General features: G+C 72.3%; 16 protein-coding genes. 14 read left to right on the top strand and 2 right to left on the bottom strand.

The genetic code is table 11. The features are described 5' to 3' along the window. From D0D28_RS21590 to D0D28_RS21580, 3 genes are all read left to right on the top strand, one after another. Positions 1 to 1,925: hypothetical protein (locus D0D28_RS21590; protein ID WP_116111820.1), on the top strand; the 1,925-nt coding region annotated here is incomplete at its 5' end. Continuing rightward, a complete protein-coding gene (locus D0D28_RS21585; RefSeq protein WP_116111808.1) occupies positions 1,922 to 2,485 on the top strand; it encodes an acyltransferase in 564 nt (187 codons plus the stop codon). The genes D0D28_RS21590 and D0D28_RS21585, both read left to right, overlap by 4 nt. Then, positions 2,482 to 2,712, top strand: a complete 231-nt coding sequence (locus D0D28_RS21580; RefSeq protein ID WP_094007120.1) for a hypothetical protein — start codon at positions 2,482 to 2,484, stop codon at positions 2,710 to 2,712. The genes D0D28_RS21585 and D0D28_RS21580 overlap by 4 nt, the downstream gene beginning before the upstream one ends. Positions 2,713 to 2,717: 5 nt before the next feature. Here D0D28_RS21580 and D0D28_RS21575 read toward each other — a convergent pair whose 3' ends face one another. After that, positions 2,718 to 4,055: a hypothetical protein gene (locus tag D0D28_RS21575; RefSeq protein WP_116111805.1), complete on the bottom strand. Its 1,338-nt coding sequence runs from the start codon at positions 4,053 to 4,055 to the stop codon at positions 2,718 to 2,720. A gap of 56 nt (positions 4,056 to 4,111) precedes the next feature. Between D0D28_RS21575 and D0D28_RS21570 the strand changes: the two genes are divergently transcribed. The 5 genes from D0D28_RS21570 (at position 4,112) to D0D28_RS21550 (ending at position 9,139) form a co-directional block, all read left to right on the top strand. Beyond that, entirely contained in the window at positions 4,112 to 4,948 is an 837-nt protein-coding gene (locus tag D0D28_RS21570; RefSeq protein WP_116111803.1) for a glycosyltransferase family 2 protein, read from the top strand. A 36-nt stretch (positions 4,949 to 4,984) separates the two neighbouring features. Then, positions 4,985 to 5,788 (top strand): glycoside hydrolase family 16 protein, encoded by an 804-nt coding sequence (locus tag D0D28_RS21565; RefSeq protein WP_116111800.1) that lies wholly within the window; start codon positions 4,985 to 4,987, stop codon positions 5,786 to 5,788. An 80-nt stretch (positions 5,789 to 5,868) separates the two neighbouring features. Next, positions 5,869 to 6,483 (top strand): malonic semialdehyde reductase, encoded by a 615-nt coding sequence (locus D0D28_RS21560; RefSeq protein ID WP_116111798.1) that lies wholly within the window; start codon positions 5,869 to 5,871, stop codon positions 6,481 to 6,483. Between the two features lie 74 nt (positions 6,484 to 6,557). Next, complete coding sequence (thrS, locus tag D0D28_RS21555; RefSeq protein WP_116111796.1) at positions 6,558 to 8,594, top strand: threonine--tRNA ligase; 2,037 nt, start codon at positions 6,558 to 6,560, stop codon at positions 8,592 to 8,594. Next, entirely contained in the window at positions 8,591 to 9,139 is a 549-nt protein-coding gene (locus tag D0D28_RS21550; RefSeq protein WP_094007129.1) for an HIT family protein, read from the top strand. Before thrS ends, D0D28_RS21550 begins: the two co-directional genes overlap by 4 nt. A gap of 52 nt (positions 9,140 to 9,191) precedes the next feature. On the opposite strand, the gene D0D28_RS21545 is transcribed toward D0D28_RS21550, so the two are convergent. After that, on the bottom strand, positions 9,192 to 9,740 hold the full coding sequence (locus tag D0D28_RS21545) for a YceI family protein (protein WP_116111793.1): 549 nt from the start codon (positions 9,738 to 9,740) through the stop codon (positions 9,192 to 9,194). A 93-nt stretch (positions 9,741 to 9,833) separates the two neighbouring features. Here D0D28_RS21545 and D0D28_RS21540 point away from each other — a divergent pair, with 93 nt between their 5' ends. The 6 genes from D0D28_RS21540 to D0D28_RS21515 all read left to right on the top strand — a co-directional run bounded on the left by D0D28_RS21540 (position 9,834) and on the right by D0D28_RS21515 (position 14,211). Next, positions 9,834 to 10,340, top strand: coding sequence for a MarR family winged helix-turn-helix transcriptional regulator (locus D0D28_RS21540; protein WP_094007169.1), 507 nt, complete (start codon positions 9,834 to 9,836; stop codon positions 10,338 to 10,340). Positions 10,341 to 10,484: 144 nt separating this feature from the next. Then, positions 10,485 to 11,093, top strand: coding sequence for a phosphatidylinositol phosphate synthase (gene pgsA, locus D0D28_RS21535; RefSeq protein ID WP_116111791.1), 609 nt, complete (start codon positions 10,485 to 10,487; stop codon positions 11,091 to 11,093). After that, a complete protein-coding gene (locus tag D0D28_RS21530; protein ID WP_116111788.1) occupies positions 11,093 to 12,010 on the top strand; it encodes a phosphatidylinositol mannoside acyltransferase in 918 nt (305 codons plus the stop codon). Before pgsA ends, D0D28_RS21530 begins: the two co-directional genes overlap by 1 nt. Further along, complete coding sequence (locus tag D0D28_RS21525) at positions 12,007 to 13,146, top strand: glycosyltransferase family 4 protein (protein ID WP_094007134.1); 1,140 nt, start codon at positions 12,007 to 12,009, stop codon at positions 13,144 to 13,146. Before D0D28_RS21530 ends, D0D28_RS21525 begins: the two co-directional genes overlap by 4 nt. Next, positions 13,143 to 13,637, top strand: a complete 495-nt coding sequence (locus D0D28_RS21520) for an NUDIX hydrolase (RefSeq protein WP_116111785.1) — start codon at positions 13,143 to 13,145, stop codon at positions 13,635 to 13,637. The genes D0D28_RS21525 and D0D28_RS21520 overlap by 4 nt, the downstream gene beginning before the upstream one ends. A 73-nt stretch (positions 13,638 to 13,710) precedes the next feature. Beyond that, the gene (locus tag D0D28_RS21515) at positions 13,711 to 14,211 is read left to right on the top strand and encodes an XdhC family protein (protein ID WP_094007137.1); all 501 of its coding nucleotides are present in this window, start codon (positions 13,711 to 13,713) and stop codon (positions 14,209 to 14,211) included. Positions 14,212 to 14,741 lie beyond the last annotated feature (530 nt).

The raw sequence follows: 14,741 nt of genomic DNA, 5'->3' as shown, positions 1-14,741 counted from the left end.
AGCCGATGCGGTTCCCGCAGCCGCCGCCCCGCCCGCCCACGCGCTACATCCCGGCGTCGGGCCGCCTGGCGCCGAAGCCGGAACCGCCCGCGCGCGCGGTCGAGTCCCGGCCCCGGCTGGGCACCGGCGCCGGACGGCCCGCCTTCCTCGCCGACCCGTTCTTCGGTCCCGGTCTCGCCGCGGTCGCGGTGGTGCTGTGGATCATCGGGCTGCACCCCGTCCCGCCCGAGGCGATCGGCGGGCTCGGGCTCGTCGCCGAGCTGTCGGTGCCGACGCTGCTGTCCTATCCGCTGCTGGTCGCCGCCGTGGTGCTGGAGCTGCTGCGCTACCGGCCGCGCACCTGGCTGCTCTCGCTCTACACGCTGCTCGGCGTGCTCGGCGTGTACGGGCTGCAGCCCGCGATCCAGGAGGTCGCGCGGCTGCCGGTCGCGTGGCTGCACGCCGGGTTCGCCGACTACATCGCCACGCACGGCGACATTCTGCACGACTACGACGCGCGGTTCTCCTGGGCCGGGTTCTTCTCGCTGGTCGCGATGATCACCCGCGCCGCCGGGATGCCCGACGCGATCCCGTTCCTGAACTGGGCGCCGGTGGTGCTGTCCGGGCTCGCGGTGCTTGGCGTGCGCGCCCTGGCCGTGTCGGCGCTGGGCAACCGGCGCGCGGCGTGGATCGCGCCCTGGCTCTACCTCGTGGCGAACTGGACCGAGCAGGACTACTTCTCGCCGCAGGGCACGGCGATGATCCTGATGCTCGCCGCGCTGGCCCTGACCTTCCGGCACCTGGTGCGGCCCCGCCTCACCGAGCCGGTCAAGGCGCGGCTGCTGGCCGGGCTCGCGCCGCGGTCCAGCCCGAAGGCGCGGCTGGTGGCGCAGGGCGCGGTGGTGCTGATCGGGCTCGCGCTGGCGCCCACCCACCAGCTGACCCCGTTCGTGCTCGGCGTCCTGCTGCTGTTGCTGCTGGTGTTCGGGCGGCTGTGGCCGGCGTGGGTGCCGTTCGTGATCCTCGGCGGCGCGGTGGTGTGGTTCTCGCTCGGCGCGTCGGAGTTCTGGAGCGGCCAGCTGGTCCAGATGATCCTCAGCCCGCTCGGCGACGTCGGCTCCTCGGTGGACGAGGGCATCGTGGCCCGGTTCGCGGGCAGCCCCGGCCGGCTCGTCGTGCTGACCGTGCGCATCGGGATCACGCTGTTCGTCGCCGGCATGGCCGCCTACGGCATCTGGCAGATGCGCCGCGACTCGCTGAAGTCGTGGCTGCTGCCCGCACTGTGCGTCGCGCCGTTCGGGCTCGCCGTGGCCCAGCCCTACGGCGGCGAGGTCTTCATGCGCTGCTTCCTGTTCTCGCTGCCGGTGATGGCCCTGCCCGCGTCGCTCGCGCTGGAGAAGGCGGTCACCTCGGCCCGCCGGCTGCGCTGGCGCAACCGGCCGGCGCGCACGGTGCTCGCCGCCGCGGTGCCGTGGGTCGTGCTCACCGGCCTGCTCGCCTCGACGGTCACCGCCCGCGGCGGCAACGACGCCTACATCAGCTTCCACGAAAGCGACATCGCCGCCGCGAGCTGGGCGGTGCACCAGGCGCAGCCGGGGCAGCGGGTGGACTCGCTGGTCAACTCGGTGCCGCTGTCGTTCGCGCGCGTGGGCGAGGTGTCCCAGTTCGAAGTCGACGGCTACTGCGAAGAGGTGATGGACGACGTTCCCGCGCTGGTCGCCTGCCTGCGCCTGAAGGGCCCCGATTATCTTGTGCTCACCGAGCCGCAGTGGGCCTACATGAAGATCTTCGACCAGGTGCCCGACACCTACGGCGCCGACCTCGTGCGCGAGCTCGAGGCCACCGGGCTGTACCGCCTGGTGTTCGACGATCAGGGTTCGCTGGTGCTCGGCCGGACGACGCCCGCCGACAAGTTCGTGCAGGGCAGTGGCGGAGGGAACACGTGAACCAGACCCGGTCCCTGGGACGGCGCCTGCGCGAGCAGGTGCACATCGAGCTGTGGTCGATGACGGTCGGCGCGATCGTCAACGGCGTGCTCGGCAGCGCGCTGGTGCCGCGCCCGCTGCGGCTGCTGGGCTACCGCGCGTTCGGCGCGCGCATCCGCTCCGGGAACATCTTCCCGGGGCTGCGGATCCACGGCGCCCTGCGCAACGTCGAGATCGGGCGCCACACGTTCCTCAACGCCGAGTGCTACCTGGAGTCGGTCGGGCCGATCACCATCGGCGCGTCCTGCCAGTTCGGCCCGCAGGTCATGATCGTCACCTCGCACCACCCGACGCTGCCCGACGGCCGGGTCTCCCGGGTCGCCCAGGCCCGGCCGGTCGTGATCGGCGACCGCGTGTGGGTCGGGGCGCGGGCGCAGATCCTGCCCGGGGTGCGCATCGCCGACGAGGCGCTGCTCGCCGCGGGCGCGGTCGTGGCACGCGACTGCCCGGTGCCCGGGGTCTACGCCGGGGTGCCCGCCCGCCTGGTGCGCGAGACGTCCGTCGTGGCGGAGCCGGCGTGAGCCAGGCCGACTTCCTCACCCTGGTCACGGCGCTGTCCGGGGTGGCGTTGCTGGTGGTGCTCGTGTGGCGGACCGTGCTCAAGGAGATGACCGTCGGCCGCCGCTCGACCGACACGGCGTCGGCGCGCACCGAGCGGATCCGCACGCTCGACCTGGTCGCGGTGGGGCTGACCGTGCTCACCGCGGTCGGCGCGATCTGGCGAATCGTGGTGGGACTGTCGTTGTGACGGGCTCAGCCCGGCACCCGGATGGTCAGCGGCGGCACCCGCACGCTGAGACCGCCCGCCCGGACCAGCCCGGTCTCCGGCCGCGGGTTGACGACGACCTTCCCGCCCGGCGTGCTGAACTGCACCACGTCCGCGGGCCGCTGCACGTCGACCAGCCCCTCGCGCAGCCGCGGCGCCAGCCAGGTCCACGCGGCGGTCAGGCTCGTCGGCCGCAGCACGTCGACGCCGGGCCGTGCCTCCGACCACAGCGCCGCGTACGGCAGGTCGTCGCTGGCTTCCGGTTGCCACAGCAGCATCGCCGCCGCGCCCGCCTCCGCCGCCCTGGCCACGGCGTCCAAAGTGGCCACCGCGCGGGCCTGGTCCGCCGGCACGGGCGCGCTCTTCGCCTTCCCGGTGGACTCCTGCGGCGGGGGAGCGGTCTCCGGGTAGAACTCCGACCACCACACCGGCAGCCCGGTGAGGCTGCGCGCCCAGCGGGTGGCGTCGGCGTAGATCTGGCTGGCCTTGTCCGGCGTGGTGATCAGGCCCTGGTCCCGGGTGCCGGTGGAGGCGTCCAGCGCGACGAAGTCGGCGCCGTGCTTGTGCTCGTTCCAGTACTCCACGACGTCCAGCGACCGCTGGTCCACCACGCCGTACGGGCCACGCAACTCGGACGGGTGGTTCGTGGCCGACGCCGAGGACCAGCTGTTCAGGACCACGTACGGGCCGCCGATCAGGGCGTCCGGCCGCACCGCCTTCACCGCGTCGTAGACCTGGTTGTACAGGTCGGTGTAGCCCTTCGCGTCCCAGGCGCCGGCCTGGGCGTCCCAGAACCCCTTGAGCTCGTTCCACACCTGGAAGTACTTGACCTGCGGGTAGCGCTGGGCGACCTTGGCGGACAGCCGCGCGAAGTCGTCGAAGTGCGCCGGCAGCGGGGCGGCCGCCAGGTCGTCCCAGTCGGTGGTGCCCGCCGCGCCGCCCTTCATCCAGTCCGGTGCGCAGCACAGGGTGATCACCGGGGTGCCGCCGGTGCGCTCGATCAGGTCCATCCGCTCGTCCAGGCGGGACCAGTCGAAGCGGCCGGGCGCGGGTTCGGGGTTGCCCACGCCGAAGCCCATGATGTGCTGGTTCTGCAGCAGCGGGGTGGCACCCAGGATCTGTTCCCCGCTCGTGCGTTGTCCGGGTGTGAGCCACGAGTCGAGGCTGTACTGTGCGTGCGTCACGCCGAGTACGAGCCCATCCCCGGCGCCGGGCAGCAGCGTCACGGCCGGCGGCCCGGGTTCGTCCCGATCAGCCGGAGGCCAGCCGAAGAGCCCCGCCACCAGCAGGGCGACCATCGCGAAGATCCCCACGCGTGCCAGCATGCGCGACCGACCACCGTTTTGCCTGTTCAGAGCTACACCCGGAAGGGGGAAAAGCCGTGAGCGCGGCCACGGTCTCCGTGTGCGTCCCGGCCTACCAGGCCGGGCGGTACATCGCCGACACCGTCTCCAGCGTCCTTGCGCAGACCTTCGGCGACTTCGAGCTCGTCGTGCTGGACAACGCCTCGACCGACGCGACCCCGGAGATCCTGCGGGGCTTCGCCGATCCGCGGCTGAAGGTGCTCCGCAACGACCGGGTGCTGCCGCTGGCGGAGAACTGGAACCGCGTCGTGGCCGCATCCAGCGGCCGGTTCGTGAAGGTGCTGTGCGCGGACGACCTGCTGCACCCGGACTGCGTGCGCCGCCAGTACGAGGTCCTGGCGACCGATCCGGGCATCGCGCTGGTGTGCTCGCGCCGCGACATGATCAACGAGGCCGGCGAGGTCCTCGCCGCCAACCGGGGGCTGCGCGGGCTGGTGGGCCGCCACGAGGCGAGCGCGGTGATCCGCAAGATCGTCCGCCACGGCGGCAACCCGCTCGGCGAGCCCGGTGGCGCGTTGTTCCGCCGCGAGCAGTTCGACGCGGTCGGCGGGTGGGACGCGCGCTGGACGTTCCCGATGGACCTGGCGCTGTGGATCGGGCTGCTGGGCCACGGCGACTTCTTCGGCCAGCCGGAGTCGCTGGCGGCGTTCCGGATCGGCCGCGATTCGCTGTCCGCGCGGGCGCAGCGCGCGGAGTACGCCGAGCAGCGGGCGCTGTCCGAGGGGCTGGCCAGTGATCCGGGGTGGGGCGTGCGGCCGGTCGACCGGCTCGTCGGCGCGGCGATGGCGCCGGGCGCCCGGTTGCGGCGGCAGGCGCTGTTCCTGGTCGCGAAGCGGCAGGGCGAGCGGGGCTAGAGCGGCCACCCGTCCGGGGGACGATAAGTTGTCGCGGTGGTGCGTCGCGTAGTCATCCTGGTCGCCTGTGTAGTCCTGGCGGGTGTCGCGATTCTCGCCGTGCGGGTGACGTCGGAGCGGTTCGGCGACACCGAGGGGGCCTCGCCGACCGTGGTCACCGAGGCGCCGGGCACCGCCGTGATCACCCCCGAGGCGTCCGGCGAGGCCGCGGTCAACTTCGGCTGGCGGCTGATCGCCCAGGACGACTTCGACGGCCGCCGGGTCGACACCGCCAACTGGGAGATCTACCAGGGCCACAACCCGGTGTCGGGGGAAACCCTCGGCGCGGACCAGTGCGTGGTCCGCGGCGGCGTCCTCACCCTGGTCGGTGACGGGGACGCCACCGCGGCGACCTGCGGCATCGCCTGGCACGAGGACCGCACCTACGGCCGGTGGGAGGTCCGCGCGCGCTTCCCGGCCCCGGCCGACCCCGACTTCAACCCGGTGCTGCTGCTGTGGCCGGAGAGCGACACCAACCTCGACGGCGAGATCGACTTCGCCGAGATCTACGACCCGGCGCGCCAGTACGTGGAGAGCTGGCTGCACGGGCCGGGCAACACCGACGCCGGGCACATGCGCAAGGACCTGGACATCACCCAGTGGCACAACTACGCGGTGGAATGGCAGCCCGGCCACGTCACCTGCTACATCGACGGCGTCGCCTGGGCGACCTACGGCGAGCCCGGCACCATCCCGAGCGAGCCGATGCACCTGGTCATCCAGCAGAACCACAACCGGCACAAGGCCACCCCGCCGATCCGCAGCACCGCCGAGATCGACTGGGTCCGCATCTACGAGTGACGAGCCGCACACCAGAAATAGTCAAGCGCTCAACTAGGTTGGGGGGAGGGAAGGCACCGACACGTCTCTCGGGAGTACCCATGACCTCTACCGCCAGCCTCGCCGACACCCTCCACCTGCCGCAGGACGTGCAGGACCTGCTGTTCCGCGAGGCGCGCACGGCGAACTCGTTCTCCGCCGAGCCGGTGAGCGAGGAGCAGATCCAGGCGATCTACGACCTGGTGAAGTGGGCGCCGACGTCGATGAACACCCAGCCCCTGCGCGCGCTGGTGATCCGCACCGAGGAGGGCAAGCGGCGGCTGCTGCCGCACATGTCCGAGGGCAACCGCGCCAAGACCGCCGCCGCCCCGGTGACCGTGGTGCTGGCCGCCGACACCGACTTCCACGAGAACCTGCCCAAGACCTTCCCGCACAAGCCGGACGCCAAGGACCTGTTCGCCGACGAGTCCGGCCGGGAGGGCTTCGCGCGGCTGAACGCGCTGCTGCAGGTCGGCTACTTCATCATCGGCGTGCGCGCCGCCGGGCTGGCCGCCGGCCCGATGACCGGCTTCGACGCCGCCGGGATCGACGCCGAGTTCTTCGCCGGCCGCAAGTGGAAGTCCCTGGTCGTGGTCAACGTCGGCAAGCCGGGGGACAACCCGTGGTTCGACCGGCTGCCGCGGCTGGACTACGACGAGGTCGTCGAGACCGTCTGAAGTCCCTCGCGGAAGACCGCGGGCGGGCGGCGGATAGCATCGGTGGGACATCACTTCGTTCGAAGGAGCCCATCGTGAACCAGCCGTCGTCCACCGCAGCCGCACCCGCCGCCAGCGTGGTGGTGCCGGCCGGGACCACGGCCGGAGCCGCGATCCGCGAGGCGGGCCTGCCGGCCAAGGGGCCGGACGCGATCGTCGTCGTCCGCGACGCCGAGGGGCGCCTGCGCGACCTGGCGTGGGCGCCCGAGGCGGACGCCCCGGTGGAGCCCGTCGCGGCGGACACCGAGGACGGCCGCAGCGTCATCCGCCACTCCGCGGCGCACGTGCTCGCGCAGGCGGTGCAGCAGCAGTTCCCGGAGGCCAAGCTCGGCATCGGCCCGCCCGTCAAGGACGGCTTCTACTACGACTTCCTCGTCGACAAGCCGTTCACCCCGGAGGATCTGCAGGCGCTGGAGAAGCGCATGAAGCAGATCATCAAGGGGGCGCAGCAGTTCTCGCGCCGCCGCTTCGACTCGGTCGAGCAGGCGCGCGAGGAGCTCGCGGACGAGCCGTTCAAGCTGGAGCTCATCGACCTCAAGTCCGCTGAAGACACAGTGGACACCTCCGAGGTGATGGAGGTGGGTGGCGGCGAGCTGACCATCTACGACAACCTCGACCCGCGCACCAAGGAGCGCGTGTGGAGCGACCTGTGCCGCGGCCCGCACGTGCCGACCACGAAGTTCATCCCGGCGTTCAAGCTGACCCGCGTGGCCGCCGCGTACTGGCGCGGCAGTGAGAAGAACCCGCAGCTGCAGCGGATCTACGGCACCGCGTGGGAATCGGCCGAGGCGCAGGACGCCTACCTGGAGCGGCTGGCCGAGGCGGAGCGGCGCGACCACCGCCGCCTGGGCGCGGAGCTGGACCTGTTCTCCTTCCCCGAGGAGATCGGCTCGGGCCTGCCGGTGTTCCACCCCAAGGGCGGCATCATCCGGCGCGAGCTGGAGAACTACTCGCGCCGCCGCCACGAGGAGTCCGGCTACGAGTTCGTGAACACCCCGCACATCACCAAGTCCGGGCTGTTCTACACCTCGGGTCACCTGCCCTACTACGCCGAAACCATGTTCCCGCCGCTGCCCCTGGAGGGCGAGGAGTACTACCTCAAGGCGATGAACTGCCCGATGCACCACCTGATCTTCCGGTCGCGCGGGCGGTCCTACCGGGAGCTGCCGCTGCGGCTGTTCGAGTTCGGCACGGTGTACCGCTACGAGAAGTCCGGTGTGGTGCACGGCCTGACCCGGGTGCGCGGGCTGACCATGGACGACTCGCACATCTACTGCACGCAGGAGCAGATGCCGGGCGAGCTGCGGTCGCTGCTGCGGTTCGTGCTGGACCTGCTGGCCGACTACGGCCTCTCGGACTTCTACCTCGAGCTGTCCACCCGCGGGGACTCGGACAAGTTCATCGGCTCCGACGAGGAGTGGGAGGAGGCCACCGAGACACTGCGGCAGGCCGCCATCGACTCCGGGCTGGAGCTGGTACCGGACCCGGGCGGCGCGGCCTACTACGGCCCGAAGATCTCGGTGCAGGCCAAGGACGCCATCGGCCGGTCGTGGCAGATGTCGACCATCCAGCTGGACTTCAACCACCCCAAGCGGTTCGAGCTGAGCTACACCGCCGCCGACGGCAGCCGCAAGCAGCCGGTGGTCATCCACCGCGCGTTGTTCGGCTCGATCGAGCGGTTCTTCGGGGTGCTCACCGAGCACTACGCGGGCGCGTTCCCGGCGTGGCTGGCGCCGGTGCAGGTGGTCGGGATCCCGATCGCCGACGAGCACGCCGAGCACCTGCGCGGCGTGGAGAAGGCGTTGCGCGCCAAGGGGATCCGCGTCGAGGTGGACACCAGCGACGACCGCATGCAGAAGAAGATCCGCACCCACACCACCCAGAAGGTGCCGTTCATGGTGCTGGCCGGTGGCAAGGACGTCGAGGCGGGCGCGGTGTCGTTCCGGTTCCGCGACGGCAGCCAGATCAACGGGGTGCCGGTGGACGACGCGGTGGAGGCGATCGCCGGCTGGATCGCGCGGAGGGAGAACAGCTCGCCGACGGCCGAGGCGCTCCAGGCGGTCCTGCCTTGACCGAGCCGGAGCTGGTGGGCCAGGACGGGGTCGGGGTGCCGGACGCGTTGCAGCGGCTGTGGACCCCGCACCGGCTGGCCTACGTGCAGGGGCAGGACAAACCGGAGGGCGACGAGCCCGAGGGGTGCCCGTTCTGCCGCCTGCTCGGCCTGGACGACGCCGAGGCGCTGATCCTCGCGCGGGGCGAGCACGTGTGGGCGGTGCTGAACCTGTACCCGTACAACCCGGGGCACCTGATGGTGCTGCCGTACCGGCACGTGGCCGACTACCCGGACCTGACGCCGGAGGAGACGCGGGAGCTGGCGGAGTTCACCCAGCACGCGATGAAGGTGGTGCGGTCGGTGTCCGGGGCGCACGGGTTCAACATCGGGATGAACCAGGGCGTGATCGCCGGTGCCGGCATCGCGGCGCACCTGCACCAGCACCTGGTGCCCCGCTGGGGTGGCGACGCGAACTTCATGCCGGTGATCGGCCAGACGAAGGTGCTGCCCCAGCTGCTGGGCGAAACGCGCGAGCTGCTGTCGACGGCCTGGCACCGGATCTGAGCGCGCGAACGGGCCCGGACCGGGAGGTCCGGGCCCGTTTCGTCGCGGTGTTTCAGGCCTTGAGACCGGCCTCGATGTTCAGCTCGATCTTGACCTTGTCGCCCAGGACGGCGGTCGGGATGGAGGCGCCGACACCGAAGTCGGAGCGGCTGATCTCGGTGGTGGCCGAGATGCCGAAGACCTTGCTGCCCTCGGTCATGCCGTCGGCGAACCCGCCGACCTCGGCGGCCAGGGTGACGGCCTTGGTGACGCCGTGGACGGTCAGCTCACCGTCGATGAAGTACTCGCCGTCCTCGGCGCGCACGCCGGTGGAGACGAAGGTCAGGGTCGGGAACCGCTCGACGTGCAGGAAGTCGGCGTTCTTGACGTGCGCGTCGCGGTCGGCGTTCTTCGTGTCGATGCTGTCGGCCTTGATCGTCGCGGTGACCTTCGAGTCGGCGAGGTCGGCGCCGGTCACGATCTCGCCCTCGACCTCGGCGAACCGGCCGCGGACCTTGGACACGCCGAGGTGGCGCACGACGAAGTCGACGTCGGAGTGCGTGGAGTCGATGGTCCAGGTGCCGGCGATGTAACCGGGGATCTCGGTCGTCGAAGCGGTCATCAGTCGTCTCCTCGAAAACTATGCTTGGTTGAGCCCTCAACCACACCGTAGCGCACGCTGGTTGAGCTCTCAACTAGAGGTACCATGTACGTCATGTCCGAACCGCGATGGCTCAGCGAAGACGAACAGCGTGTGTGGCGCGCGTTCTCGGCCGCCGTCACCATGCTGCGCAGCCACGTGGAATCCCAGCTCCAGCGCGACGCCGGCATGCCGCACACCTACTACGAGGTCCTCGTCGTGTTGTCCGAGTCGCCCGGCCGCACGCTGCGGATGAGCGAGCTGGCCGAGAAGTGCCATTCGTCACGCAGCCGGCTCTCGCACGCGGTCGCGCGCCTGGAGGCCAACGGCTGGGTGCGCCGCGACAGCTGCGGCACCGACAAGCGCGGCTCGTTCGCCAGGCTGACCGACCGGGGCTTCGCCGCGCTCGTCGCCGCGGCTCCCGGGCACGTCGAGGCCGTGCGCGAGGCCCTGTTCGACGCGCTCACCCCCGGTCAGGTGCGGGCGCTGGAGGAGATCTCCGAGGCGATCCGCGACCAGCTCACGCCCCAGTGCGCGAAGGCGAGGGCCGCCGCGGACGAGCAGCTGGACCAGCTCGCCTGAGCGCGCGCGGCGCCTTGGGCGCGCCGCGTCACCGGAGTGTCGTAGCGGGTGGATAGGCTGCGGTCAGCAAACCGACCCCGCAGCCCCAGGTGGAACGCCGAGAGCGATGGACATGCCCGCCGATACCGCCACCCCGACGATCCGATGCTGAACATCTTCGCGCGAGCGTCCGTCTCGCGAGCCCTGGACCCGCTCGGCCACGCGCTGGTGCGGGCCGGGCTCACCCCGAACGCGATGACCATGATCGGCACGGCCGGCGCGATCGCCTGTGCCCTGGTGTTCTTCCCGAACGGGATGCTGCTCGCCGGCACGTTCACCGTGTGGGGCTTCGCGATGCTCGACCTGCTCGACGGCGCGATGGCCCGCGCCCGCGGGTACGGCACGCCGTTCGGCGCGACCCTGGACGCCACCTGCGACCGGCTCGCCGACGGCGCCCTGTTCGCCGGCATCGCGTGGTGGTGCTTCGCGGTCGAGCACAACCTGCGCGCCGCCGCGGCCTGCCTGATCTGCCTCGTGCTGGCCCAGGTGATCTCCTACATCAAGGCCCGCGCCGAAGCGGAGGGTCTCAAGGCCGACGGCGGGCTGGTCGAGCGCGCCGAGCGGCTGATCATCGCGCTCGTCGGCACCGGGCTGGAGGGCCTGGGCGTGCCGTTCGCCGTCGAGGGCACCCTGTGGCTGCTCGCGCTCGGCTCGATCATCACCACGATCCAGCGCATGCTCGCCGTCGCCGCCTCCGCGCGGGAGGCGGGCTGATGGGCCGGTTCGGCGAGCGGATGGCCGACCTCGGCTACGCGGCGGGCTGGAACGTGGTGCGCCGCCTGCCGGTGCCGCTGGCCAAGGCCGGCTTCGGGCTGGCCGCGGACTTCGCGGCCAAGCGCAAGGGCCCCGGGGTGCGGCAGCTGCGCCGCAACCTGGCCCGCGTCGTGCCGCAGGCCGACGACACCGAACTGGACGAACTGACCCGGCAGGCCGTGCGCTCCTACGCGCGCTACTGGCACGAGGCGTTCCGCCTGCCCAGCGTGGATCCGGACGACATCCGGGCCCGGGTCGGCGCGACCATCAGCGGGGTGGAGAACCTCGACGCGGCGCTGGCCGAGGGCAACGGCGCCGTGGTCGCCCTGCCGCACAGCGGGAACTGGGACGTGCCGGGCATCTGGGCGGTCGGCCGGTACGGCCCGTTCACCACGGTCGTCGAGCGGCTGAAGCCGGAGTCGCTGTTCCAGCGGTTCGTGGCCTACCGCGAGTCGCTCGGGTTCGAGATCCTGTCCGCCGACGGCGGCACCGGTTCGTTCCGGCTGCTGCTGCAGCGGCTGCGGGAGAACCGGGTGGTGTGCCTGATCGCCGACCGCGACCTGTCCGGCAGCGGCGTGCCGGTGTCGTTCTTCGGTGAGAAGACCAGCATGCCGGCCGGTCCGGCCCGGCTGGCGGCCAGCACCGGCGCGGCGCTGCTGCCGGTGGGCAGCTGGTTCACCGAGGACGGCTGGGGGATCCGCATCCACCCGCGGATCCGCGTGGCGCACCGCACCGAGGTGCCCGCCGCGACCCAGGCGCTGGCCGACGTCTTCGCCGGTGACATCGCGGCGCACCCGGCGGACTGGCACATGATGCAGAAGCTGTGGACCGCCGATTTCGAGGAGGCGACCTTTTCCGCGACGGAGGAAGCGGCGTGAAGGTCGGGATCGTCTGCCCGTACTCCTTCGACGTCCCCGGCGGGGTCCAGGGGCACGTCACGGACCTGGCGCGGGCGCTGCTGGACCGCGGCCACGAGGTGTCGGTGCTGGCGCCCGCCGACGAGGACGCCGATCTGCCCGATTTCGTGCACCCCGCGGGCAAGGCGCTGGGCATCCCGTACAACGGGTCGGTCGCGCGGCTGCAGTTCGGCCCGGTGTCCTACGCGCGGGTCCGGCGGTGGCTGCGTGAGGGCGGCTTCGACGTGCTGCACCTGCACGAGCCGGCCGCGCCGAGCCTGTCGCTGCTGGCGCTGAAGGTCGCCGACGGGCCGATCGTCGCCACGTTCCACACGTCCACGCCGCGGTCGCGGACGCTGTCGGCGTTCCAGCCGGTGCTGCGGCCGCTGCTGGAGAAGATCACCGCCCGCATCGCGGTGTCCGCGCTGGCGCGGCGGGTGCAGGTCGAGCACGCCGGCGGGGACGCGGTGGAGATCCCCAACGGGGTCGACGTCGAGTTCTTCTCCCGCGCCCAGCCGCTCGACGGGTATCCGCGGGCCGGGGGCACGATCGGGTTCGTGGGCCGGTTCACCGAGCCGCGCAAGGGCATGGAGGTCCTGCTCGGCGCGGCCCGCCGCCTGCTGCCGGAGTTCCCGGAGCTGCGGCTGCTCGTGGTGGGCCGCGGCGAGGCGGACGTGCTGCGCCGGATGGCGGGCCCGGAGCTGGCGCCGCACCTGGAGCTGCTCGGCCAGGTCGACGACGCCACGAAGGCGCGGGCGCTGCGCAGCGTCGACGTCTACTGCGCGCCCAACACCGGCGGCGAGAGCTTCGGGATGATCCTGACCGAGGCGATGGCGGCCGGGACCGCGGTGGTGGCGAGCAACCTGGACTCGTTCCGCCGTGTGCTCGACGACGGGCGCGCGGGGGCGTTGTTCACCACCGGCGACAGCGTGGCGCTGGCGAACTGCCTGCGGGAGCTGCTCGGCGACCCGGCGCGGCGGACGTCGCTGGCCGCGGCGGCGGGGGAGCGGGTCACGATCTACGACTGGCCGGTGGTGGTGACGCAGGTGCTGCGGGTCTACGAGACGGCGATCGCCGCCGACCCGCGGCGGGTCAGTGCGGAGGACGTGCCGCTGTGAACTGGTTCGTGCTGGTCGTCTCGATCGTCGCGGCGGTGGTGGTGCTCGGCGGGCTGTTCCTGGTCGCCACGGCGAACCGGCTGGACCGGCTGCACGTCCGGCTGGACGCCGGGTGGGCGGCGCTGGACGCGGCGCTGGCGCGGCGGGCGGTGGTGGCGCGGGCGGTGGCCGCGGTCGACGGGGCCGCGCCCGGTCTCCGGGAGGCCGCCGACATCGCGGAGAAGGCGCCGCGCGCCGAGCGGGAGGTCGCGGAGAACGAGCTGACGCGGCTGCTGGCGTCGATCGACCGGGCCCGGCTGCCCGCGGAGCTGGCCGGGGAACTCGCCGATGCCGAACACCGGGTCGTCATCGCGCGGCGCGTGCACAACGACGCGGTGCGGGCGGTGCTGGTGCTGCGCCGGCGGCGGAAGGTGAGGTACTTCAAGCTCGCCGGCACCGCGCGGCAGCCGGAGTACTTCGAGATCGCGGAACCGCCGGTGCCCGGCGCTTAGGGGCGGGGCGTTGGTTGCCGTGTTCGCTTCGCTGGTGACGGAATCGCTGGTGCCGGGCGCTTAGGATCGGGGCATGGCTGCGGAAGATCCGGCGTGCGCGGTGGCGCACGGCGCGAAGGGTTCGCCGGCGCAGACGCGGACGCTGGTTGCCGTGTTCGCCTCACCGGTCGCGGAGTTCCTGCTGCGCTACGGCGAGGACCTCGGATACCGGACGGTGCTGTACGACCCGGACCCGTCGCGAGCGGTTCCGGGCGCGACGGCCGAGTTGCCGGATCTGGACGAGGACACCGACGTCGTGGTGACCGACCACCACCGGCCCGAGCTGGGTGCCGCGCTGCGGGACGTGCTGGCGCGGCCGGTGCGCTGGGCCGGGGTGATGGGCAACCCGCGGCACGAGGGCCCGCACGTGGCGGCGCTGCGCTCGCTGGGCGTGCCGGAGGCCGACATCGCCCGGGTGCACCGTCCGATCGGCCTGGACATCGGCTCACGCCACCCAGCCGAAATCGCGATCGCGACACTGGCCGGCCTGATCGCGGACCGCAACAACCGTCCCGGCGGCTTCTTCACCCGCTGACCGGCCGGGGCCCCGCGCCCCCCCCCGACGACCCCGCGCCCGCCGCGGGGCGCGCGGCCGGGAAGTTCGCGCGGGCCGCGCGCGCCGGCCGGCGCGACTCACGCCCGCCAGCAATCCGCGCGGCACCCCCGGAGGCGACGGCGCGCCTCGCGCGCCCGACGGCGTGCCTTGCGCGCCCGGCCGCGCCTTGCGTGGCGAAGATCGATCCCACCCGCGACCCCGGAACTCACGCGCCAGAGCCAAAACTCCCGCGGCGAGTGCGGAACTCGCGCTCCTGAATGTGGAACTCACGCGGCGAGCGCAGGACTCGCGCTCCTGAATGTGGAACTCGCGCGGCTGAGCGCGGGACTCGCGTGCCTGAATGTGGAACTCGCGCGGCTGAGCGCGGGACTCGCGTGCCTGAATGTGGAACTCGCGCGGCTGAGCGCGGGACTCGCGTGCCTGAATGTGGAACTCGCGCGGCTGAGCGCGGGACTCGCGCGGCCGAGCGACCTTGCGCGAGTCCCACCTTCGTGACCGCGAGTCCCACC

It is taken from the genome of Amycolatopsis ruanii, assembly GCF_003385175.1.
GTDB classification, from domain to species: domain Bacteria; phylum Actinomycetota; class Actinomycetes; order Mycobacteriales; family Pseudonocardiaceae; genus Amycolatopsis_E; species Amycolatopsis_E thermalba.
The sequence above is the reverse complement of the archived record's forward strand: the minus strand, read 5'-3'. Positions and strand labels throughout refer to the sequence as shown.

Excerpts from the sequence above, each read along its gene's own strand:
- D0D28_RS21575 (WP_116111805.1), bottom strand. The coding sequence starts at position 4,055 with ATGCTGGCACGCGTGGGGATCTTCGCGATGGTCGCCCTGCTGGTGGCG.
- D0D28_RS21560 (WP_116111798.1), top strand. The coding sequence starts at position 5,869 with ATGACCTCTACCGCCAGCCTCGCCGACACCCTCCACCTGCCGCAGGAC.
- D0D28_RS21545 (WP_116111793.1), bottom strand. The coding sequence starts at position 9,740 with ATGACCGCTTCGACGACCGAGATCCCCGGTTACATCGCCGGCACCTGG.
- D0D28_RS21540 (WP_094007169.1), top strand. The coding sequence starts at position 9,834 with ATGTCCGAACCGCGATGGCTCAGCGAAGACGAACAGCGTGTGTGGCGC.
- pgsA (WP_116111791.1), top strand. The coding sequence starts at position 10,485 with ATGCTGAACATCTTCGCGCGAGCGTCCGTCTCGCGAGCCCTGGACCCG.
- D0D28_RS21530 (WP_116111788.1), top strand. The coding sequence starts at position 11,093 with ATGGGCCGGTTCGGCGAGCGGATGGCCGACCTCGGCTACGCGGCGGGC.
- D0D28_RS21515 (WP_094007137.1), top strand. The coding sequence starts at position 13,711 with ATGGCTGCGGAAGATCCGGCGTGCGCGGTGGCGCACGGCGCGAAGGGT.